Origin of the sequence: Rhizobium leguminosarum bv. viciae USDA 2370 (genome assembly GCF_002008365.1) — a bacterium.
In the GTDB taxonomy this organism is placed as follows: Bacteria; Pseudomonadota; Alphaproteobacteria; order Rhizobiales; family Rhizobiaceae; genus Rhizobium; species Rhizobium leguminosarum.
Map to the genome: position 1 here is coordinate 240,627 of NZ_MRDL01000015.1, position 19,633 is coordinate 260,259.

19 protein-coding genes, 1 tRNA gene and 1 pseudogene are annotated in these 19,633 nt (G+C 61.3%); 7 read left to right on the plus strand and 14 right to left on the minus strand.

Features of this window, described 5'->3' with window-relative positions:
- The first annotated feature begins 15 nt into the window (after positions 1 to 15).
- Both leuC and BS629_RS07310 read left to right on the plus strand, forming a co-directional pair.
- Positions 16 to 1,425 carry a 3-isopropylmalate dehydratase large subunit gene (gene leuC / locus BS629_RS07305; protein ID WP_018243987.1) on the plus strand — a complete coding sequence of 470 codons (1,410 nt, stop codon included), beginning with the start codon at positions 16 to 18 and terminating at the stop codon, positions 1,423 to 1,425.
- Between the two features lie 326 nt (positions 1,426 to 1,751).
- Positions 1,752 to 2,099 carry a hypothetical protein gene (locus BS629_RS07310; RefSeq protein WP_018243988.1) on the plus strand — a complete coding sequence of 116 codons (348 nt, stop codon included), beginning with the start codon at positions 1,752 to 1,754 and terminating at the stop codon, positions 2,097 to 2,099.
- Between the two features lie 81 nt (positions 2,100 to 2,180).
- Here the strand turns inward: BS629_RS07310 and BS629_RS07315 are convergent, their stop codons facing one another.
- Positions 2,181 to 3,011, minus strand: a complete 831-nt coding sequence (locus tag BS629_RS07315; RefSeq protein ID WP_018243989.1) for an aldo/keto reductase — start codon at positions 3,009 to 3,011, stop codon at positions 2,181 to 2,183.
- Positions 3,012 to 3,142: 131 nt separating this feature from the next.
- Positions 3,143 to 3,664: a L,D-transpeptidase family protein gene (locus BS629_RS07320; RefSeq protein WP_018243990.1), complete on the minus strand. Its 522-nt coding sequence runs from the start codon at positions 3,662 to 3,664 to the stop codon at positions 3,143 to 3,145.
- 167 nt (positions 3,665 to 3,831) lie between these two features.
- On the opposite strand from BS629_RS07320, the gene BS629_RS07325 reads away from it, so the two are divergent.
- Together BS629_RS07325 and BS629_RS07330 are read left to right on the plus strand one after the other, a co-directional pair.
- Complete coding sequence (locus tag BS629_RS07325) at positions 3,832 to 4,515, plus strand: response regulator transcription factor (RefSeq protein WP_018243991.1); 684 nt, start codon at positions 3,832 to 3,834, stop codon at positions 4,513 to 4,515.
- Between the two features lie 139 nt (positions 4,516 to 4,654).
- Positions 4,655 to 5,110, plus strand: coding sequence for a cyclic nucleotide-binding domain-containing protein (locus BS629_RS07330; RefSeq protein ID WP_003543679.1), 456 nt, complete (start codon positions 4,655 to 4,657; stop codon positions 5,108 to 5,110).
- A 33-nt stretch (positions 5,111 to 5,143) separates the two neighbouring features.
- Here the strand turns inward: BS629_RS07330 and BS629_RS07335 are convergent, their stop codons facing one another.
- From BS629_RS07335 to tesB, 6 genes are all read right to left on the minus strand, one after another.
- The gene (locus tag BS629_RS07335) at positions 5,144 to 5,947 is read right to left on the minus strand and encodes an exodeoxyribonuclease III (RefSeq protein ID WP_018243992.1); all 804 of its coding nucleotides are present in this window, start codon (positions 5,945 to 5,947) and stop codon (positions 5,144 to 5,146) included.
- Positions 5,948 to 6,096: 149 nt separating this feature from the next.
- Entirely contained in the window at positions 6,097 to 6,765 is a 669-nt protein-coding gene (locus tag BS629_RS07340) for an outer membrane lipoprotein carrier protein LolA (RefSeq protein WP_018243993.1), read from the minus strand.
- A gap of 139 nt (positions 6,766 to 6,904) precedes the next feature.
- Entirely contained in the window at positions 6,905 to 9,598 is a 2,694-nt protein-coding gene (locus BS629_RS07345) for an FtsK/SpoIIIE family DNA translocase (protein WP_018243994.1), read from the minus strand.
- 250 nt (positions 9,599 to 9,848) lie between these two features.
- Complete coding sequence (locus tag BS629_RS07350; RefSeq protein ID WP_018243995.1) at positions 9,849 to 11,279, minus strand: ammonium transporter; 1,431 nt, start codon at positions 11,277 to 11,279, stop codon at positions 9,849 to 9,851.
- A 27-nt stretch (positions 11,280 to 11,306) separates the two neighbouring features.
- Complete coding sequence (locus BS629_RS07355; protein WP_003543684.1) at positions 11,307 to 11,657, minus strand: P-II family nitrogen regulator; 351 nt, start codon at positions 11,655 to 11,657, stop codon at positions 11,307 to 11,309.
- Positions 11,658 to 11,867: 210 nt separating this feature from the next.
- Positions 11,868 to 12,752 (minus strand): acyl-CoA thioesterase II, encoded by an 885-nt coding sequence (tesB, locus tag BS629_RS07360; RefSeq protein WP_018243996.1) that lies wholly within the window; start codon positions 12,750 to 12,752, stop codon positions 11,868 to 11,870.
- Between the two features lie 83 nt (positions 12,753 to 12,835).
- Between tesB and BS629_RS07365 the strand changes: the two genes are divergently transcribed.
- On the plus strand, positions 12,836 to 14,050 hold the full coding sequence (locus BS629_RS07365; RefSeq protein WP_018243997.1) for a ubiquinone biosynthesis hydroxylase: 1,215 nt from the start codon (positions 12,836 to 12,838) through the stop codon (positions 14,048 to 14,050).
- Positions 14,051 to 14,082: 32 nt separating this feature from the next.
- Here the strand turns inward: BS629_RS07365 and BS629_RS07370 are convergent, their stop codons facing one another.
- From BS629_RS07370 to BS629_RS07385, 4 genes are all read right to left on the minus strand, one after another.
- Positions 14,083 to 14,271: a Trm112 family protein gene (locus tag BS629_RS07370; RefSeq protein WP_017966162.1), complete on the minus strand. Its 189-nt coding sequence runs from the start codon at positions 14,269 to 14,271 to the stop codon at positions 14,083 to 14,085.
- Positions 14,272 to 14,280: 9 nt separating this feature from the next.
- Positions 14,281 to 14,967, minus strand: a complete 687-nt coding sequence (locus BS629_RS07375) for an LON peptidase substrate-binding domain-containing protein (protein WP_018243998.1) — start codon at positions 14,965 to 14,967, stop codon at positions 14,281 to 14,283.
- 274 nt (positions 14,968 to 15,241) lie between these two features.
- On the minus strand, positions 15,242 to 16,216 hold the full coding sequence (gene trxA, locus BS629_RS07380) for a thioredoxin (protein ID WP_018243999.1): 975 nt from the start codon (positions 16,214 to 16,216) through the stop codon (positions 15,242 to 15,244).
- Between the two features lie 160 nt (positions 16,217 to 16,376).
- Positions 16,377 to 16,886 carry a prolyl-tRNA synthetase associated domain-containing protein gene (locus BS629_RS07385; RefSeq protein WP_018244000.1) on the minus strand — a complete coding sequence of 170 codons (510 nt, stop codon included), beginning with the start codon at positions 16,884 to 16,886 and terminating at the stop codon, positions 16,377 to 16,379.
- A gap of 256 nt (positions 16,887 to 17,142) precedes the next feature.
- Between BS629_RS07385 and BS629_RS07390 the strand changes: the two genes are divergently transcribed.
- Positions 17,143 to 17,217 (plus strand) — tRNA-Gly (locus BS629_RS07390).
- Between the two features lie 189 nt (positions 17,218 to 17,406).
- Here the strand turns inward: BS629_RS07390 and BS629_RS07395 are convergent.
- Positions 17,407 to 18,156: an SDR family NAD(P)-dependent oxidoreductase gene (locus BS629_RS07395; RefSeq protein ID WP_018244001.1), complete on the minus strand. Its 750-nt coding sequence runs from the start codon at positions 18,154 to 18,156 to the stop codon at positions 17,407 to 17,409.
- A 58-nt stretch (positions 18,157 to 18,214) separates the two neighbouring features.
- On the opposite strand from BS629_RS07395, the gene BS629_RS07400 reads away from it, so the two are divergent.
- Positions 18,215 to 19,147, plus strand: a complete 933-nt coding sequence (locus tag BS629_RS07400; protein ID WP_018244002.1) for a LysR family transcriptional regulator — start codon at positions 18,215 to 18,217, stop codon at positions 19,145 to 19,147.
- Here the strand turns inward: BS629_RS07400 and BS629_RS07405 are convergent.
- Positions 19,146 to 19,398, minus strand: a pseudogene (locus BS629_RS07405) (response regulator transcription factor); the annotation flags it as partial. The gene BS629_RS07400 and the pseudogene BS629_RS07405 sit on opposite strands and share 2 nt — an antisense overlap.
- Positions 19,399 to 19,633: the final 235 nt, after the last annotated feature.

Here is a 19,633-nt window from a genome sequence, read left to right on the forward strand (position 1 = left end):
AACGGACTTAACGCCATGAGCGCACCGCGTACCCTCTACGACAAGATCTGGGACGATCATCTGGTCGATGAACAGGCAGACGGCACCTGTCTTCTCTACATCGACCGCCATCTGGTCCACGAAGTCACCTCGCCGCAGGCTTTCGAAGGCCTGCGCATGACCGGCCGCAAGGTTCGCGCGCCGGAAAAGACGCTCGCCGTCGTCGACCATAACGTCCCGACCTCGCCCGACCGCCATCTCGGCATCAAGAACGAGGAAAGCCGCATCCAGGTGGAAGCGCTGGCCACCAATGCCGCCGAATTCGGCGTCGAATATTATTCGGCAAGCGACAAGCGCCAGGGTATCGTTCACATTGTCGGCCCGGAACAGGGCTTCACCCTGCCCGGCATGACCATCGTCTGCGGCGACAGCCATACCTCGACGCATGGCGCCTTCGGCGCCCTGGCGCACGGCATCGGCACCTCAGAGGTCGAGCATGTGCTGGCGACCCAGACGCTGATCCAGAAGAAGGCAAAGAACATGCTCGTGCGGGTCGACGGCGTGCTTCCGCCGCACGTCACCGCCAAGGACATCATCCTTGCCATCATCGGCGAGATCGGCACGGCCGGCGGCACCGGCCACGTCATCGAATTTGCCGGCGAAGCGATCCGCGCGCTGTCGATGGAAGGCCGCATGACCATCTGCAACATGACGATCGAAGGCGGCGCCCGCGCCGGCCTGATCGCCCCTGACGAAAAGACCTTCGAATATATCAAGGGCAAGCCGCGCGCGCCGAAGGGCGAGGCGCTGGAACAGGCAATCGCCTACTGGAAGACGCTGCAGACCGACGAGGGCGCTCATTACGATCGCGTCGTCGTACTCGATGCCGCCAGCCTGCCGCCGATCGTTTCCTGGGGCTCTTCGCCCGAGGATGTCATCTCCGTCCAGGGCATCGTTCCGAACCCCGACGACATCCAGGACGAAACCAAGCGCACCTCTAAGTGGCGCGCGCTCGATTATATGGGCCTGAAGCCGGGCACGAAGATGACCGACATCACGCTCGACCGCGTCTTCATCGGCTCCTGCACCAACGGCCGCATCGAGGATCTGCGGGAAGTCGCCAAGGTCGTCGAAGGCAAGACGGTTGCCCCAACCGTCGACGCGATGATCGTGCCGGGCTCCGGCCTCGTCAAGGAACAGGCGGAAGCCGAGGGCCTCGACAAGATCTTCAAGGCCGCCGGTTTCGACTGGCGCGAGCCGGGCTGCTCCATGTGTCTTGCCATGAACGACGACCGCCTGAAGCCGGGCGAACGCTGCGCTTCGACCTCGAACCGCAACTTCGAAGGTCGTCAGGGCTTCAAGGGCCGCACGCACCTCGTCTCGCCGGCAATGGCAGCCGCAGCCGCGATCGCCGGGCACTTCGTCGATATCCGCGAGTGGAACTGATCTGATCCGGCCAACGGATGAGATTGAAAGCCGCCCGATACGCATCGGGCGGCTTTGCATTTTATGGCGTCTGTCGCTTCGACACCCACATGTTGCGATCCGCACAGCTCCGCGCCTTCTCCCACGCGCAAGAGCTCTGCAGCCCTCTGAATTGCTGTGCTAAAGCGCGTGGCGGGCGAGCCCGTTTGTGCATGGCCCGCCTTCCCAATTTCATCCTTTCGGGCAATCGACATCGATAAATTCCTGTGGCCTCATCGATAATCAGGCGCGACACGCGACAGATACCGTTCAGGCTTCGGCGAACACCGCGCCATCGGGGAAGCGCCATGAGGCAGAAATTAGTAGTGAGTTTACTGCGAGCCAGCCTGATCATGTTTGCACCGCTGGCATCGATCGACGCCGTCGGCGCCGCGCCGATGCATCCAGCCATACCGACAGTCACGGTCGCCTCGGACCAACCGCTGCAGGTCGCGCAGAAGAAGATACCTTCACTTAACGGATATCGCGGCTACAGCAGTGGCCGGCCCGGCTATATCAAGAGCGCCAATGGTTATTGGTATCCCTCACGCGCCTTCGACGATTATACCGGCTCAATTGGAAGACCGCAGAGCCTGGGCAATAGCTGCAGTTACGGCTTCGCGCCGACCAACGGATCGTCCAATTGCAATTATTGACTGAAGGCTGCATGCCTCCGTCAAGTGCGGCCGCCCGGGTGATCTCTCCTCCGGGGCGACCGCTGATGCCCTCGATAGTGCTCAGAAGGCGGCCGTCATCGGATCCGGTCCCATGCGGGCGCTGGCGCTGTCGAGCTTGGCGATCGCGGCCATGTCGTCGGCATCGAGCTTGAAGTCGAACACCTGGAAGTTCTCCTCGATGCGCGACGGCGTCACCGATTTCGGGATGACGACAAGACCGGTATCGATGTGCCAGCGAATGATCACCTGAGCCGGCGTCTTCTGATGCTTTTTGGCGATCTCGCCTATATCAGCGTTCGAGATGAACTTGCCCTGGCCGAGCGGGCTCCAGGATTCGGTGGCGATACCAAGCTTCTGATGAGCCTCCTGCGCCGCCTTCTGCTGGAAATCGGGATGCAGCTCGATCTGGTTGATGACGGGAACGACGCCGGTTTCGCCGATGATACGCTCGAGATGTTCAGGATAGAAATTCGACACGCCGATCGAGCGGGCGCGACCCTCTTCCCGGATGCGCACGAAAGCCTTCCAGGTCTCGGTATAAAGGCCGCGATGCGGCGACGGCCAGTGAATGAGATAGAGGTCGACATATTCGGAACCGAGCTTCTTCAGGCTGCCGTCGAAGGCGCGCAGCGTATTGTCATAGCCCTGATCGGTATTCCTGAGCTTGGTGGTGACGAAGATGTCCTTGCGGTCGAGGCCGGAAGAACGGATGCCTTCGCCGACGCCCTCTTCGTTGTCGTAACCGGAAGCCGTATCGATGTGACGATAGCCGGCGGCGATCGCAATGCGCACGGTGGGAGCGGCAATATCCTGCGGCGTCTGCCAGACGCCGAGGCCGACTTGTGGAATGGAATGTCCGTCATGGAAAGTGATGATAGGTTGAGCGGTCACAATATATCTCCGGGAGTTTGAAGAATTGGACGAGGCATGAATTGCGCCCGCGCTTACGGACGTCCCTGAACGCATTTCAGCCGGAGCGTTCGGTCACCGGAAGCATATAGGCGACCGCATCCGGAAGACAATCAGACGACGCGGACAATCGTTCCCTTTCGAAGGTGGGGCAGCAGGCGGCGCATGTCACGCAGGCTTACCGCCACGCAGCCTGCCGTCGGCTCGTAGCCTGGCCGGATGAGATGGAAGAAGATCGCCGAGCCGCGATTGCGCGCACGCGAGGAAATGTTCCAGTCCATTACCAGGCAGATATCGTAGAGCCCGTCGCTGCGCCGCATCTCCTCATGACTTGCCCGGAACGGCGCCCTGACGAGGCGGTTGTAGCTGGCATTGCCAGACTGATCGCACCAGAGCATGTCAGGACGGATGCGGCGGATGGAAAGCGGGGTGACGAGCCGGCCGTTCCGGTCGCCGCGCCGGAAGCCTGATATCAGCCTCATCGAGGCGATTGGCGTCGCGCCGTCACCCTCGCGTTTCATCACCGTGCGGCCGGAGCGGCCGATCGCAGCGGGCACGGTGATGGCGCCGAGCCGGACGATCGCCCGGCTCTTGCGCCCCGGCGCAGGACGCACCACGATCGTCGACGCCGTCATACTCGGCCTCTGCCTTGCTTTTTCCATTTTTCTCGCATGTCGTGCCTTGTCTGGGGCTTCGATTGAAATCATATCGAAACTGGCCCGGCAACAGCCCGTTGCCCGATCCTTGCCAAACCAGGAATTTGGCGTAGGACTAGGGGACTTAACATGAGGACGCAAACGGCATGACCGCACGCACCATTCTTCTGGTGGATGACGACGATGACCTTCGACAGACGCTGACGGAGCAATTGTCGCTGTACGAGGAATTCACGGTTCTGCAGGAAGCCAACGCCGGCAAAGGTGTAGCGACCGCCCGCTCGACGCCGGTCGACCTGCTGATCATGGATGTCGGCCTGCCCGATATGGACGGCCGCGAGGCGGTGAAGCTGCTGCGCAAGGGCGGCTTCAAGGCGCCGATCATCATGCTGACCGGCCACGATACCGATTCGGACACGATCCTCGGTCTCGAAGCCGGCGCCAACGACTATGTCACCAAACCTTTCCGCTTCGCCGTTCTGCTCGCGCGCATCCGCGTGCAGCTGCGCCAGCATGAGCAGAGCGAGGACGCGACCTTCACCGTCGGCCCCTATCTCTTCAAGCCGAGCCAGAAGCTTCTGACCACCGATAACGGCCAGAAGATCCGGCTGACGGAAAAGGAAGCGGCGATCATCCGCTATCTCTACCGCGCCGAACAGAAGGTCGTCACCCGCGACGTGCTGCTCGAAGAGGTCTGGGGCTATAATTCCGGCGTGACGACGCATACGCTGGAAACCCACGTCTACCGCCTGCGCCAGAAGATCGAGCGCGATCCGTCCAATGCCGAAATCCTCGTTACGGAAAACGGCGGCTATAAGATCATACCCTAGAGCATTTCCGTTTTTCTCCGAATCACGGAAATGCTTTATCTCTTTGTTTTCACGCAATTCCCGGCAAAAGCGTTTCACGCTTTGCCTGGCAAAACCGCTAGGCACTTTTGCTGGAATTGCTCTAAGGCGAAAAGCCCGCATGGCGCTGACCGACGACATCCACATGCTCGCGCAGCTTCCTCTGTTCAAGGACATGAACGAGGATCAACTGCGGTTGATTGCCTTCGGCGCCGACCGGCGCATGATCGCTGCCGGCCAGATGCTGTTTCGCCAGGGCTCACCCGCCGAGAGCGCCTATGTCATCCTCAGCGGCAGCCTGGAGCTGAGCGCGACGAGCAGCGACGGCATGCAGAGGACAGAGGGGATCGCCGGTCCCGGAACCCTGGTTTCCGAGCTGGCGCTGGTGACGCTGGTGGAGCGCAAGTTCACCGCGGTAGCGCGCGAGGACACCAGCATCATCCGCATCACCCGCGCCCTCTTCCACCGGCTGATCGAAGAATATCCGGACGCAGCCCGGCTGATCGAGAACCGGATCCGCGACAATCTCGCGGAGCTTGCGGCAAAGGCCGCAAGCCAGTTCTACCGCTTCAGCTGATCTTGATAGAGGCCGCGCCTCCGAGAGGATGCGCTACAAATCGAAATGCGCCGTCACCGGCACGTGGTCGGAAGGACGATCCCAGCCGCGCGCCTCCTTCAGGATCTCGATCCGCTTCAGATGCGGCCCGAGATCCGATGACGACCAGATATGGTCGAGACGGCGGCCGCGATCGGCGGCCTCCCAGTCCTTGGCGCGGTAGCTCCACCAGGTGTAGAGCTTCTCGTTTTCAGGAACATGCTGACGCATCAGATCGAGCCAGTCGCCGCGTTTCATCACCTCGAGCAGCCCTTCGGTTTCGACAGGCGTATGGCTGACGATCTTCAGAAGCTGCTTGTGCGACCAAACATCATGCTCCAGCGGCGCGATGTTGAGGTCGCCGACGAGGATGGCCGAGGTGTTGGCCTCGCCGTTGGCTTTCAGCAGCTTCATCTCCTCGATGAAATCGAGCTTGTGGCCGAATTTCGGATTGATCGTGCGATCCGGCTCGTCGCCGCCGGCCGGGACGTAGAAATTATGCAGCCGGACGCGACGATTGCCGTGCTCGAAGATCGCCGAGATGTGGCGGGCGTCGCCGACGCCGCAATAATCCTGCCGGTGATCCTCGGTCAGCGGAATGCGCGAGGCGATCGCCACGCCGTGATAGCCCTTCTGGCCATGGATGATGATGTGATTGTAGCCCATCGCCCGCAGCGGTGCCGCCGGAAACAGGTCGTTCGTCACCTTGGTTTCCTGCAGGCAGAGGATATCGGGCCTGTGCTTGAGAACGAGCTGCTCGACAATCGGCATGCGCAGCCGCACCGAGTTGATGTTCCAGGTGGTGATCGAAAAGCCCATGCCCCATACCCTCTTGCGTCCAATGCCAGCGTGCCGGCCGAGCTGCAGTGGCTCGACGCGACGCGCTTTCATGAAAGGGCTTTAAAACAAAGGCGGACGCGAGGGAACCGGCCGCGTGTGAAAGCGGCCGGCGATCAACCGAAAAGGTTTCAATCGCGCGACTGAGGCGTGCCCGGAATGGTTTCATAGGGCACGCGGAAGACGCGATCGTCGAACTGCACGCCGGTTTTGACGTTGAAGATCATCACCGAGGTGTCCTTGCCCTGATTGTCGGTGATCGTCCACTGACGCAGGTCGTAGGTCTTCGGATCGAACATCATGGTGATGGTCGAGTTTCCGAACACCGTATTGTTGCCGAGCGCGATCGTCGTCAGATCAGACTCTTCCTTCACGCCCTTCACCATGCCGGCCGAAAGGTCGATATGCTGCGCCAGGAGCAGGCTGAGCGGGGTCTTGGAGAGCGGATAGAGATCCCAGGTTTTGAGCTTCGTATTGCCGATCGCGACATTCTTGCCGTCAGCGATCACCCGCATCGGCGACGGATCGTCATAGTTGAAACGCAGCTTGCCGGGACGCTGGATGAAGAACTTGCCGCCGGTCTGTTCGCCGCGCGGGCCGAACTGCACGAATTCACCCTGCATCGTCGTGACGCCGGAGAAATGATCGGCGATCGCCTGCGCCGTGCCGGAGGCGGGAGCTGCCGCCTGCGCGTAAGCGCCGAGGGGAATGGCGCTCGCCATCGCAGCTACGGCGAAGGCGCCGAGAAGGTCGCGGCGCGTTACCGTCAGGCCGGAGAGGAAGGTATCGGAGTGACTCATCTAAATCTCCTTTATGCCATCTGCATGCTGCCGAAAGGCGGCGTCTTCAAGGCGTTGCGATCGGCCTGCGAGAGGTAACGGCTTCGATGCTATCAGGTTTCCGCAAAAGCGGCTGCATCGGAAATATATGCCTGTTCTGTCAGCGGTCGAGGATGTCGCCTTCTGTGGGAACGAGAATCTCGCGCTTGCCGGCGTGGTTGGCCGGCCCGATGATGCCCTCCTTCTCCATGCGCTCGACGAGCGAGGCGGCGCGGTTGTAGCCGATGCCGAGCCGGCGCTGGACGTAGGAGGTCGACGCCTTGCCGTCGCGCAGCACGATGGCGACCGCCTGGTCGTAGGGATCTTCCGATTCGGAAAGATTGGACGTGCCGGCCGGACCGCCGCCACCGCCGCCATAATCGCCGTCCTCGTCGTCATCGGCGGTGATCGCGTCGAGATATTGCGGCGAGCCCTGGGTCTTCAGATAGGAGACGATCTCTTCCACCTCGACATCCGAAACGAACGGGCCGTGCACGCGCTGGATACGCCCGCCGCCCGCCATGTAGAGCATGTCGCCCATGCCGAGCAGCTGTTCGGCGCCCTGTTCGCCGAGAATGGTGCGGCTGTCGATCTTCGACGTCACCTGGAAGGAGATGCGGGTCGGGAAGTTTGCCTTGATCGTGCCGGTGATGACGTCGACCGACGGACGCTGTGTCGCCATGATCACGTGAATGCCGGCGGCGCGCGCCATCTGCGCCAGACGCTGGACGGCGCCTTCGATATCCTTGCCGGCGACCATCATCAGGTCGGCCATCTCGTCGATGATCACGACGATATAGGGCATCGGCCGCAGATCGAATTCTTCGGTCTCGTACATCGCCTCGCCGGTATGGCGGTCGAAGCCGGTCTGCACCGTACGCGAGATCGCCTCGCCCTTCGACAGCGCCTGCTCGACGCGGGTGTTGAAGCCATCGATGTTGCGCACGCCGATCTTCGACATCTTCTTGTAGCGCTCTTCCATCTCGCGAACGGTCCATTTGAGCGCGACGACGGCCTTTTTCGGATCGGTGACGACAGGCGAAAGCAAATGCGGGATACCGTCATAGACGGAGAGTTCGAGCATCTTCGGGTCGATCATGATCAGCCGGCACTGTTCCGGCGTCATGCGGTAGAGCAGCGACAGGATCATCGTATTGATGGCGACAGACTTGCCGGAGCCGGTGGTGCCGGCCACCAGCAGGTGTGGCATCTTGGCGAGATCGGCGATGACGGCTTCGCCGCCGATCGTCTTGCCGAGCGCCATGGCGAGCTTCGCCTTGCTGCCTTCGAAATCCCTGGAGGCGATGAGTTCACGCAGATAGACGGTCTCGCGCGTCTGGTTCGGCAATTCGATGCCGATCGCGTTGCGGCCGGGCACGACGGCAACACGGGCGGCAATGGCGCTCATCGAGCGGGCGATATCGTCGGCAAGGCCGATGACGCGCGACGACTTGATGCCGGGCGCCGGCTCCAGTTCGTAGAGCGTGACGACGGGGCCTGGACGGACGTGGATGATCTCGCCCTTGACGCCGAAATCTTCCAGCACGCCTTCGAGCATGCGGGCATTTTGTTCCAGCGCATCGGCTGAAAGCGTGGAGTCGCGCACGACATTCTTCGGCTCGGCGAGCAGATGCATCGACGGAAGCTGGAAACCCTCGGGACGGATGAACGAGCCCTGCGCCTCCCGCTCGATGCGGGCGCTGGGCTTCGGACGTGCGACCACCGGGACGACGCGCGGTTCCGGCTTGCCGGCCGCCTTTGCCGGCGCGCGGATCATCCAGTCGTCGTCATCGTCGTCGGGCAGGATATCGGCCGGGCGCGGCGGCATGTCGCTATCAAAGGGCAGGTCGTCGTCATTGTCGTCGTCGTCATCGATCGACAGCGACGGCGCGGAAACGATGCGCCGCGGCGAAGCCGCCCTTGCTCCCATCGACGGTTCCATCGAGGGCTCCATGCGCTCGCCGCGGACGGTCTGCGCCTTGGCGCGAACGGGTTCGTTCAGCGTGCCGAACTCGTCATCGTTGAAATCATAAGGTGATTCGTAATCGCCCTGACGGCGCTTGCGCGGTCCCATGCCGAAGAGCCGGCGCAGCCGGCCCTGGCTCATGTACCAGGCATGCGTCACGGCCCCGCTGAAAGCGACCCAGCGGGACTCATCCTCGTCCTCGTCCTCGTCTCCGACGACGCGAGCCTTGCTACGCGTATCGACGTAATCTTCCTCGACCTCCTCGTCGGTGTCGCTGCGACCGACGAGGCCGGAGGCAAAGAGCATCATCCAGGCGGTCGGCGCGGCAAAGATGCAACCGACGATCATGGCGAAGGTGCCTGTCGGATAAGCGCCGACAAAGAGTGCCGGAAAACGCAGGATCATGTCGCCGACGACGCCGCCGATGCCGTTCGGAATCGGCCAGGTGAGTGGCGGCGGAAAACAGCCGATGACGGCGGAAGAGAGTACCGAACCGGCAAACCAGGCGCCGATGCGGGCAGGAATACGGCTGAAGCGGCGGCCCGAGATCAGCGTCAGCGCCCAGGCAACGATCGGCAGCATCGAAACAACACTGGCAAGGCCGAGGAATTGCATGACGATATCGGCAAAAGCGGCACCGCTGTAACCGAGAATATTGGTCGGCAGATTGGCGGTGGCATAGGAATAGCTCGGATCCGCAACATTCCAAGTCGCCAGTGCCGCGACGCAGAACGCCAGCAGCAGAAAGATTGCAAAGCCGATGAGCGCCTGGATCTGCCGCAGCATGAATGCCGAGAAGGAAAACCGATCCGGACGGCCATCCATTGCCGGCGACGTGCTTCTTGCCATGTGTCTAACCCGTCCAATGCCTGAGGACATGCGAATCGCTAAAGCTTCGCCGTGCCAAAATGCGTCCGCTCTACCTAATCAGAGCCGGGTTAAAGCGATGTTAACCATGCATGCTAGGACGTGCATTCCGAACCGGGAAATGAAAAAAGCCCGAACCTTGGAAGGTCCGGGCCAAATGCGGTCTATGGTTAGATAGGCCGCGACGGGCCGTGCAGCGGCGCCCTTCTGCCGGGCGCCGCAAACCCTGTGATCAGGAAGAGTGATAGGCGGCTTCGCCGTGGGTCGAAAGGTCGAGACCTTCGCGTTCGGCTTCAACGGTTACACGCAGGCCGATGACAACGTCGACGATCTTGTAGAGGATCGCCGAGCCGATGCCCGACCACAGCAGCGTTGTCAGCACGCCCTTGGCCTGGGCCCAGACCTGGGTTGCCGTGCCGGCATAAGAGGCTGCGAAGTCGGCCGTGGAATAATCGACGATGCCTGCACCGCCGAGCGCCGGGTTGACGAGGATACCGGTGCCGAGAGCGCCGATGATGCCGCCGACGCAATGGACGCCGAAGACATCGAGGCTGTCGTCGTAGTTGAACTTGTTCTTCACGACGTCGACGAAGAAGTAGCAGACCGGCGAGACGATGAGGCCGAGAACGATCGCGCCCATCGGGCCGGCAAAGCCTGCCGCCGGGGTGATGGCAACGAGACCGGCGACGGCGCCGGAAGCACCACCCAGCATGGAAGCCTTGCCGCGGGTGAGGGTTTCGACGATGCACCAGGACACAGCGGCGGCAGCCGTTGCGACGAAGGTGTTGATAAAGGCAAGCGAGGCGTAGGCATTGGCTTCGAGGTTGGAGCCGGCGTTGAAGCCGAACCAGCCGACCCAGAGCAGCGAGGCGCCGACCATGGTCAGCGTCATCGAGTGCGGAGCCATGATTTCCTTCTTATAGCCCGTGCGCTTGCCGAGCATGATGGCGCCGACGAGGCCCGCAATACCGGCATTGATATGAACGACCGTGCCGCCGGCGAAGTCGATTGCGCCATAGGAGAAGATCAGGCCGGCCGGCGAAGTGTAGGAGCTCGGACCGCCCCAGAACCAGACCATGTGCGCCATCGGGAAGTAGATGAAGGTAACCCAGAGCACGACGAAGAGCATGACGGCCGAGAACTTGATGCGCTCGGCGAATGCGCCGACGATCAGGCCGGGCGTGATGCAGGCGAAGGTCATCTGGAACACGATGAAGGTGTATTCCGGAATGGCGACGCCCTTCGAGAAGGTTTCGGCGAGCGACGACGTGTTGACGCCGGCCAGAAACGCCTTGGAGAAGCCGCCGACGAAGCTGTTCAGCGAGCCGCCGTCGGTGAAGGCGAGCGAATAGCCATAGGTCACCCAGATCAGCGCCACGACGGCCGTGATCATGAAGACCTGCATCAGCACCGAGAGCATGTTCTTGGCGCGGACGAGACCGCCGTAGAAAAGCGCAAGGCCGGGGATGGTCATCAGAAGGACGAGCGCCGAGGAGACGAGCATCCAGGTATTGTCACCCTTGTCCATGGTGAAAGCAGGAGCAGCAGCGGCGGTGGCCGCAGCTGGTGCAGCCTCCTGCGCGAAAGCGACGGCCGGCGCCAGAAGGGCGGCCGAAGCTGCGCAAAGCCGCGCAAAGGTGGAAGAAAACTTCGAAATTGACATTGGATAAAGCTCCTTGATCTGCCGTTCTTACAGCGCTTCTGAGTCGGTTTCGCCCGTACGGATGCGCACGGCATGGTCGATCGAATAGACGAAGATCTTGCCGTCACCGATCTGGCCGGTCTTGGCCGATGCCGCGATGGCCTCGACCGCCCTGTCGACGAGTTCCGATGCAACCGCGATTTCGATCTTGAGCTTCGGCAGGAAGCTGACTGCATATTCGGTGCCGCGATAGATTTCGGTGTGCCCCTTCTGGCGCCCGTAGCCCTTCACCTCGGTTACGGTCAGCCCCTGAATACCGATCGCCGTAAGGGCTTCGCGGACCTCATCGAGCTTGAACGGCTTGATAATGGCCATCACAATTTTCATCTGGTTTCCCATCCTTCGTTATCCTCGGCGCGGAGCCGACTCTCCTTGCCGCTGACGTTCCTGAACAGCGACCGGCGATACACATTCAAGGGGCGTGCCAGATTCGAGGCAGATCGTAAGTTATTGAAAAGTAAAGGTTATAATAAAGAGTGCCAATAAACAGGCAAATGATCGGCCAATAAGCGCACAAATAACGCGCAAATTTACAAAGTTGCACAATTTTTATTCATTTGCCTTTTTCCGAATCAGGCCTTCCTGCGCGACCGATGCGATTAGGCGGCCCGATCGCGTAAACAGGCTACCCCGGGTTAATCCTCTGGCACCTGAAGCCGACGGACTGTCCTGCGTATAAAGCAACCAGTCCTCGAGCTTGCAGGGTCGGTGGAACCACATGGAGTGATCGAGGCTCGCCACCTGCAGGCTCTGGTCGAAGATGGACGTTCCGTGCGCATAGAGCGACGTATCGAGCAGCGTCATGTCCGAAAGATAGGCAAGCACCGCCGCCTGATAGAGCCGGTCGTCGGGAACCGGGCCGGTGGCGCGCACCCAGACGTCCTGTTTGGGATCGAGCTTCCTGTCGGAAAAATAATGGGTCAGCGAGACGGGACGGATCTCGATCGGCCGCTCACGTTGCCAGTATTTTCGGATCGCCTCCGGCGCATGCGCGAGATACTGTTCCTTGATCTGCTGCTCGCCGAGCAGCGCCTCCGGCATCTCGACCTCGGGCATCTCAATCTGGTGCTCGAAGCCCGGCTCCTCCACCTGGAAGGAGGCCGACAGCGCGAAGATTGCCTTGCCGTGCTGGATGGCGACGACACGCCGCGTATTGAAGCTCGATCCGTCGCGAATGCGCTCCGCCTGATAGATGATCGGCACCGAGGGATCGCCGGGACGCATGAAATAAGCATGCAGCGAATGGACGAAACGTTCGCCCTCGATGGTGCGCTGCGCCGCCATCAGCGCCTGGCCGATCACCTGGCCGCCGAAGACCCGCTGCCAGCCGACCTTGGGACTGCGGCCGCGGAAGATATCGACCTCGATCGGCTCGAGGTCGAGCGTCGAAAGCAGCGTCTCCATCGCCGAAGGCCCGGTCGTCTCGCCTGTCATTTCTATGTCTCCCAGCGGTAGGAAGTGAAGTTGCGATGATCTATATAGATCACATCTGAGGCATAAGGTACGGGAGCGGCGCGATGCTGGACATGCTGGTTGTGGGCGGGGGTTATGTCGGCCTTTCCGCCGCTGTCGCGGTCAAACAGGCGGCACCCCATCTGAATGTCGCCGTCGTCGAGGCCGCCCCCGAACATGTCTGGAAAAACGATACGCGCGCTTCCGCCATCATCGCGGCGGCGGCGAAGATGCTCGAGGTCTTCGGCATCTGGAACGAGATTGAACCGAAAGCCCAGCCGATCACCAAAATGATCGTCACCGACTCCAAGACCTCCGATCCGGTGCGTCCGGTTTTTCTGACCTTCGACGGCGAAGTGACTGAAGGCCGGCCCTTCGCCCACATGATCCCGAATGTCACGATGGTGGCAGCACTGCGCGGCGCCTGCGAACGGCTCGGCATCGACATCCGCCACGGGCTCGGCGCCACGGAGCTGAAGACCCACGACACCCATGTCACCGTCACGCTTTCGGACGGCAGCGCGCTGGAAACCCGGCTGCTGGTTGCCTGCGACGGCGTGCGCTCGAAACTGCGCGATCTCGCCGGCATCAGGACCGTCACCTGGGACTACGGCCAGTCCGGCATCATTGCAACAGTCGAACACGAGCGGCCGCATGACGGATGCGCCGAGGAACATTTCCTGCCGGCCGGCCCCTTCGCCATCCTGCCGCTCAAGAACAACCGCTCCTCGCTCGTCTGGACGGAGCGGACGCCGGATGCCAACCGTCTGGTTGCCGCCGACGACTTGATCTTCGAGGAAGAGCTCGAACGCCGCTTCGGCCACAAGCTTGGGAGCCTGAAAGTCATCGGCGACAAGCGCGCCTTCCCGCTTGGCCTGACGCTGGCGCGCTCCTTCGTCGCGCCGCGTTTCGCGCTGGCCGGCGACGCCGCCCACGGCATTCACCCGATTTCCGGTCAGGGCCTCAATCTCGGCTTCAAGGATGTGGCGGCACTTGCCGAAACCATCGTGGACGCCGATCGCCTCGGCCTCGATATCGGCTCGATCAATATCCTCGAGCGCTACCAGACCTGGCGGCGCTTCGACACTTTCCGCATGGGGGTGACGACCGACGTGCTGAACCGGCTCTTCTCCAACGATGCGACGCCGGTCCGCATCGCCCGCGACGTCGGCCTCGGCATCGTCGACCGGCTGCCGCGCCTCAAATCCTTCTTCATCGGCCAGGCGGCCGGAACGACGGCAAAGGACAATCCGCGCCTGCTTGCCGGAGAGACGATTTAATCTTTGTTTTTACGCAATTCCCTGGAATTGCTTTAGTCGTCGAGGCGGCGGGCCTCGGACACCAGCATGATCGGAATGCCGTCGCGGATCGGATAGGCAAGTCGTGCCTTTTCCGAGACAAGCTCATTCTGCTCGCGATCATAGGAAAGCCGGCCCTTGGAGAGCGGGCAGACCAGGAGATCGAGCAGCTTTGGATCGACGCGGCTGAGTTTTTCATCCATGGCTGAAGTCTACTGCAGAACCGTGTCGGAGTCACCGAAGACGCGCGCCAGCACGATTTCAGTAATGGCGATCAGCGTCTCGGCCCGCGTCTTCAGGTCCGGCGCCTCCAGCAGCGCTTGTTTTTCTGCCGGCCCGAAGGGCGACATCATCGCCAGCGAATTGACGAGCGTCAGATTGCTCGCCCGCTCGACGCTCTCCCAGTCGGCCTCGAGCTTGTTGGCATCGAGATAGGCCTTGAAGGCGGTCAGAAGTGCTGCCCGGTCGACCGCCTCCTCCTCGTTCGCAGCCGAGAGGTCGGCGATGAACGGGGCGATACGGAAGATGCGGAAGGGATCGCTGGTCGTTTTCTCCTCCAGCAGCCGGAAGCGGCAGACGCCGGTCAGCGATACGATATAGCGCCCGTCGCCGGTCTCCGCGAAGGAGGTGATGCGGCCGAGGCAGCCGACAGCGGCAAGGTTGGGCTCGCCGCCCTTGTCCTCATGTTCGCCAAGCGCCGGCTGCACCATGCCGATCAGCCGGTTTCCGGTCAGTGCTGCATCCAGCATCGCCAGATAGCGCGGCTCGAAAATGTTGAGGGGAAGCTGCCCGGCCGGCAGGAGGAGGGCGCCGGTCAGGGGGAAGACAGCGATCGCATCAGGCAGATCGCCCGGCTTCAGGTATCTGGCATTCCCGACTTGCATGAAACCGTCCCGCATTCTTGTAACGGGCATGCCCGTTCTGACGAGAATGTGGTGCCCTCGTCCGAAAACGCAAGGGCAGATGCTCGAAACTTAACGCATACCCTGAAAATCAGGATCGATGTTCGAGTAGGATTATACGTGGATTGAATGCGATAGCGCGCGGTTAGCGCGTCCTGTTGGACGCGCGGAGCCGGGAGCAATTCCGGGAAAAGTGCGAAGCGGTTTTCCCGGAATTGCGTGAAAACAAAAGGCTAGAGCGGTGCTGCGCTTCCAGGAAAGCTGGATCGCTTTACGAGAACAGCATGGCTGAAAGCTTGCGGCGCGCTGCAACCGTCGCCGGATCCTTGAAGCCCCAGACTTCAAAGAATTGAAGCAATTGGCGGCGGGCGCCATCATCGTCGAAGGCACGGTCCTTGCGCATGATCAGAAGCAGATGGTCGGCCGCTTCGTCGCGCCGGCCTTCGACATTGCGAATCTTGGCGAGCTTCAGACGCGACTCGTGGTCATCGGGATTGGCAGCCAGCTCGCGCTCAAGCGCAACGGGATCGCCGAGCTTGCGGGCCTCTTCGATCTGCTCGAGCTTCATCAGCACGGCCTGGATGCCGGCGTCTTTCGCCAGCTCTTCCGGCAATTCCGTCAGGATTTCGCGCGCCCGTTGATGCTGGTTTGCGGCGATCATGCATTCGGCCATTCCGGCAAGCGCCTTGGCATTCTCGGGGTCGGCCTGCATGACGGCGCCATAGAGCTGAGCAGCCTCGTTGATATTCCCGGCAGCAAACAGTTCCGCCGCTTCCGCAAGCACGGCTTCGATTTCCGCCGCCTCGTCGGCGCCGGCCGGACCGGCGATCCGGTCGATGAACTGCAGGATCTGGCTTTCCGGCACCGCGCCCATGAAGCCGTCGGCGGGGCGGCCGTTGACGAAGGCGATGACAGCAGGGATCGACTGGATGCCGAGCTGGCCGGCGATCGAGGGATGATCGTCGATGTTCATCTTGACCAGCCGGACGCGGCCCTTGGCTTCGTTGACCACTTTCTCCAAGACCGGCGTCAGCTGTTTGCACGGACCGCACCAGGGTGCCCAGAAATCGACCAGCACCGGCTGCTTGCGCGATTCCTCGATCACATCCTTGCCGAAATTCGCGGTCGTCGTATCCGCGATGTAGCTGCCGGCAGCAGCCGCGGGTTCCGGTGCCCCGCCGAAGCTTGTCGTCGCCGTCATCTGATTTCCGAAGGAACCGCTATAGGGGTTGTCGCTGCCGCTCATAGGTATCTCCCGCCGCGCCGATCCTTCCGGCGTCTTTGCTAAAGCATCTCGCGCAAAACTGTGGTGCGGTTTTGCGATAAAGACATGCGCAAAACCAAAGACTAAAGCGCGGCAAGCGAATCTAAAAGATCGCCACGCGCTTTAGCGCTAAAATCGTATGTCAGGACGTCACTTTCAAGACAAGTGGCTTATGTCCCGTCGCTTCCATGAAACGGATGAGGTCGCTGCTCGCAATCGAGGTCGTCGCATCATTGGATAGCGGATGGCAGTTGACGATCTCCTCGCGCATCAGCTCGGCATCGAGCACGAAGGTGACATTCTCCGCAGTATCGTTGATCGCGCCGAACGCCGTGACCGAACCCGGAGGCACGCCGAGATACTCCATCAGCTTCTCCGGTCTGCCGAAAGAGACCCGGCCGGACCCGCCGATGGCATTATGCACCTGCTTGAGATCGACGGCAGCATTTTCCTCCACCGTCAGCAGAAAATACTTGTCCTTCTTGTCCTTGACGAAGAGATTCTTGGTGTGGCCGCCGGGGATCTCGTCGCGCAGGGCCACCGATTCGGCCACAGTGAAGACCGGCGCATGGTCCACCGTCTTATGGGCGATGCCGAGCCCGTCGAGAAAGGCAAACAATTCTTCTCTGGTCTTGGGGGCATTTTCGGACATGGGGCAATCCATTGGACGGGAAGGGAAAAAAGCGAGGCGTCCTGATTAAGTCCGTCCACATCGTTTGGCAATCTTTGCGACCGACGCTTTGCCCCGCATTTGCGGCCTTTCCGCCCGAGCTCTGCGAACACCAGAATTTTTCTTCGCCTCACCGTCATTTCCCTGTTGCATTTGAAAACCCGTTAGGCCATATAGCGCCGGTCGCCGCGAGGCGGCGCCCACGGTCCAACAACTACCCCGGACCGATGCGGATTGAGCGGGTGTAGCTCAGGGGTAGAGCACAACCTTGCCAAGGTTGGGGTCGAGGGTTCGAATCCCTTCGCCCGCTCCAGTTTCTCAATTGCCCATACCGAAGACATAGGTAACAGATTGTTCCTCAGACATGGGTGACAACCTCGTGCCGAACGGGTTGTCGGTGGTTTGCAAAGTCCTCTGCTCCAGGTCGATATATCCCAGATCATAGTCCACCGACAGCTTCGACAGGTTGTAGAGCCCGTTGGGCTGGCAAAGGGCAGGCCGTTTAAGCCAGGGTCATGCCGCCATCGACATGAAGCTCGATCCCGTTGACAAAGCTTCCTGCGTCGGAGGCGAGGAAGAGTGCGGCGCGCGCCAACTCTTCCGGTCGGCCGAGACGGCCGGCAGGGATCAGGGAAGCCATGTAATCTTCGAATGCCGGCCGCTCGGCCTCCGATACGCCCAGCTTGGCGAGGATTTCCGTCTCGACCGGTCCCGGGCTCAGGATGTTGACGCGGATCCGCCGCGACTTGAATTCGATCGCCCAGTTTTTCGCAAAGGCGGCGGTTGCTGCCTTTGAACCGGCATAGACAGTATGGTCCGGGAGGACCTTCGTGGCCGCGAGCGAGCTCGTAACGATGATATTTCCGCCGTCGCGGATCAGAGGGGCGATCGTCTGCACGCCGAAGAACACGCCGCGCGTATTGATTGCGAAGTGCCGGTCATAGTCTGCCGGAGTCACCTCGGCGGAGGGGGTGAGGTTGATGATCCCGGCATTGGCCATGTAGATGTCGAGCCCGCCGAAGCGGCTCTTCACGGTGTCCGCCAGCCTGCGATGATCTTCCAGGTCGGCGGCATCACCCACGAAGCCGATGGCCGACGGACCGATTTCTTGCACGGCGCGGTCGACAGCATCCTGCCGGCGCCCGGAAATGATGACCTGCGCTCCTTCTTCCGCGAACAGCCGAGCGGTCGCTTTGCCGATGCCGCTATTGCCGCCGGTGATGACGGCGACCTTGTCTTTGAGGTGTTGCATTGTTTATCTCCTTTCAACGAGAAATGAGATAAACGCTGCCACTGTTCGTCATTAGATCATGGGCGGGCACATGATCTGTGCCGCGGAGGTGCAAATGCCGAATCTGCTCAACGAGATGCCCGGGTTGATGGCTTTTGTGCGCACGGTAGAGGCCGGATCGTTCAGCGCCGCGGCCCGCGATCTGGCGACGACACCGTCAGCGGTGTCGAAGAGCGTGGCGCGGCTGGAAAAGAAGATTGGCGCCCGGCTGTTCCTGCGCTCCACGCGCGCCCTGATGCTTACCCAGGACGGGCAACTTTTCTTCGACCGCGTTGCGCCGCTGTTGCGAGACCTGGATGCAAGTGAAGAGGCGATCAGGTCCGACGTTGCGCCCTCGGGTCGCTTGCGCATCAGCATGCCTAGCGAAATGGCGCCTCTACTGCTGCCGCGCCTCTTCCGAAGCTTTGCAGCCGACTATCCGAACCTGCATCTCGAAGTCGGGCTTACGGATCGGTTCGTCGATCTGATCAGGGAGGACTACGACGTTGTGCTGCGCGTTGGAAATCCCGCGCCGGGGGACCTCATGGTTCGTCACCTGGCCGACCTGCCGATGACGATCGTCGGGTCTCCGACCTTTCTGAAGACCTGGGGCAATCCTGCAACTGCCGAAGCGCTGGCGGCTCTGCCCTTTGCCCGCTATGCACTGGGTGGTGTCACGCAGCCTCTGCGCCTGCCGGACGGGACGAGCTTCATTCCCTTCGGGCGCGTCGATTGCGACTCAGGGGCCGCACTGATTCAGGCTGCGCTGAGTGGGCTGGGAGCGGCCTATCTTCTGCGATGTCTGGTCGCGAAAGACCTGGCAGACGGCACGCTTGTTACACTCGCGGCGGGGTTTGCGTTCCCTAGCGCTCCCTTTAATGCGCTGCACGCCTTTGGTCGCACCGTGCCATTGCGCGTAAAACTGGTCTGCGATTTCATCGCCCGCGAGGCAAAATCCCTCGAAACCATCTGAGCTTGACCGTGACTTCGCTGATGCCGAGGTCGAAAGCGATCTGTTTGTTGAGGCGTCCGCGCGTCACCACCTCGCGTAGGATCTCACGCTCGCGATGCGTCAGCATCCCTAAACATTCAAGATTGCGCCAGACGACGATAGCTTCCGTGCGCCGGGGCCATCCAACGCGATACCGGCCCCACTGCAGCGAGCAGCGTCTGGTCTGACACCGGCTTGGTGAGGAAATCCATAGCGCCCGGCTTCATCGTTTTGGCACCGTTCCGCCCGCTTGGGAAAGCGCGCCGAGCTTCAATCAACGGCCCCGAGATGTTGATGGCGAGGCCTGTTGGAAAGGCCGCAGCACCAGCTTGCCAGACGAGTGACGTCTCGTTGCTATCTCAGATGGGGCGATGGTGTTCCAACTCGTTATTGGATGCCGACCCTAAGGTCGAAGCAGTCGAGAACCACGTAAACGACGATCCCGAAGGCCAGGATGTCTTTGAGGAT

Excerpts from the sequence above, each read along its gene's own strand:
- BS629_RS07355 (WP_003543684.1), bottom strand. The coding sequence starts at position 11,657 with ATGGGAAACCAGATGAAAATTGTGATGGCCATTATCAAGCCGTTCAAG.
- BS629_RS07325 (WP_018243991.1), top strand. The coding sequence starts at position 3,832 with ATGACCGCACGCACCATTCTTCTGGTGGATGACGACGATGACCTTCGA.
- BS629_RS07365 (WP_018243997.1), top strand. The coding sequence starts at position 12,836 with ATGCTGGACATGCTGGTTGTGGGCGGGGGTTATGTCGGCCTTTCCGCC.
- tesB (WP_018243996.1), bottom strand. The coding sequence starts at position 12,752 with ATGACAGGCGAGACGACCGGGCCTTCGGCGATGGAGACGCTGCTTTCG.
- leuC (WP_018243987.1), top strand. The coding sequence starts at position 16 with ATGAGCGCACCGCGTACCCTCTACGACAAGATCTGGGACGATCATCTG.
- BS629_RS07320 (WP_018243990.1), bottom strand. The coding sequence starts at position 3,664 with ATGACGGCGTCGACGATCGTGGTGCGTCCTGCGCCGGGGCGCAAGAGC.
- BS629_RS07385 (WP_018244000.1), bottom strand. The coding sequence starts at position 16,886 with ATGTCCGAAAATGCCCCCAAGACCAGAGAAGAATTGTTTGCCTTTCTC.
- BS629_RS07345 (WP_018243994.1), bottom strand. The coding sequence starts at position 9,598 with ATGGCAAGAAGCACGTCGCCGGCAATGGATGGCCGTCCGGATCGGTTT.
- BS629_RS07375 (WP_018243998.1), bottom strand. The coding sequence starts at position 14,967 with ATGCGGGACGGTTTCATGCAAGTCGGGAATGCCAGATACCTGAAGCCG.
- BS629_RS07370 (WP_017966162.1), bottom strand. The coding sequence starts at position 14,271 with ATGGATGAAAAACTCAGCCGCGTCGATCCAAAGCTGCTCGATCTCCTG.
- BS629_RS07395 (WP_018244001.1), bottom strand. The coding sequence starts at position 18,156 with ATGCAACACCTCAAAGACAAGGTCGCCGTCATCACCGGCGGCAATAGC.
- BS629_RS07330 (WP_003543679.1), top strand. The coding sequence starts at position 4,655 with ATGGCGCTGACCGACGACATCCACATGCTCGCGCAGCTTCCTCTGTTC.
- BS629_RS07350 (WP_018243995.1), bottom strand. The coding sequence starts at position 11,279 with ATGTCAATTTCGAAGTTTTCTTCCACCTTTGCGCGGCTTTGCGCAGCT.
- BS629_RS07400 (WP_018244002.1), top strand. The coding sequence starts at position 18,215 with ATGGGCGGGCACATGATCTGTGCCGCGGAGGTGCAAATGCCGAATCTG.
- BS629_RS07310 (WP_018243988.1), top strand. The coding sequence starts at position 1,752 with ATGAGGCAGAAATTAGTAGTGAGTTTACTGCGAGCCAGCCTGATCATG.
- trxA (WP_018243999.1), bottom strand. The coding sequence starts at position 16,216 with ATGAGCGGCAGCGACAACCCCTATAGCGGTTCCTTCGGAAATCAGATG.
- BS629_RS07340 (WP_018243993.1), bottom strand. The coding sequence starts at position 6,765 with ATGAGTCACTCCGATACCTTCCTCTCCGGCCTGACGGTAACGCGCCGC.
- BS629_RS07335 (WP_018243992.1), bottom strand. The coding sequence starts at position 5,947 with ATGGGCTTTTCGATCACCACCTGGAACATCAACTCGGTGCGGCTGCGC.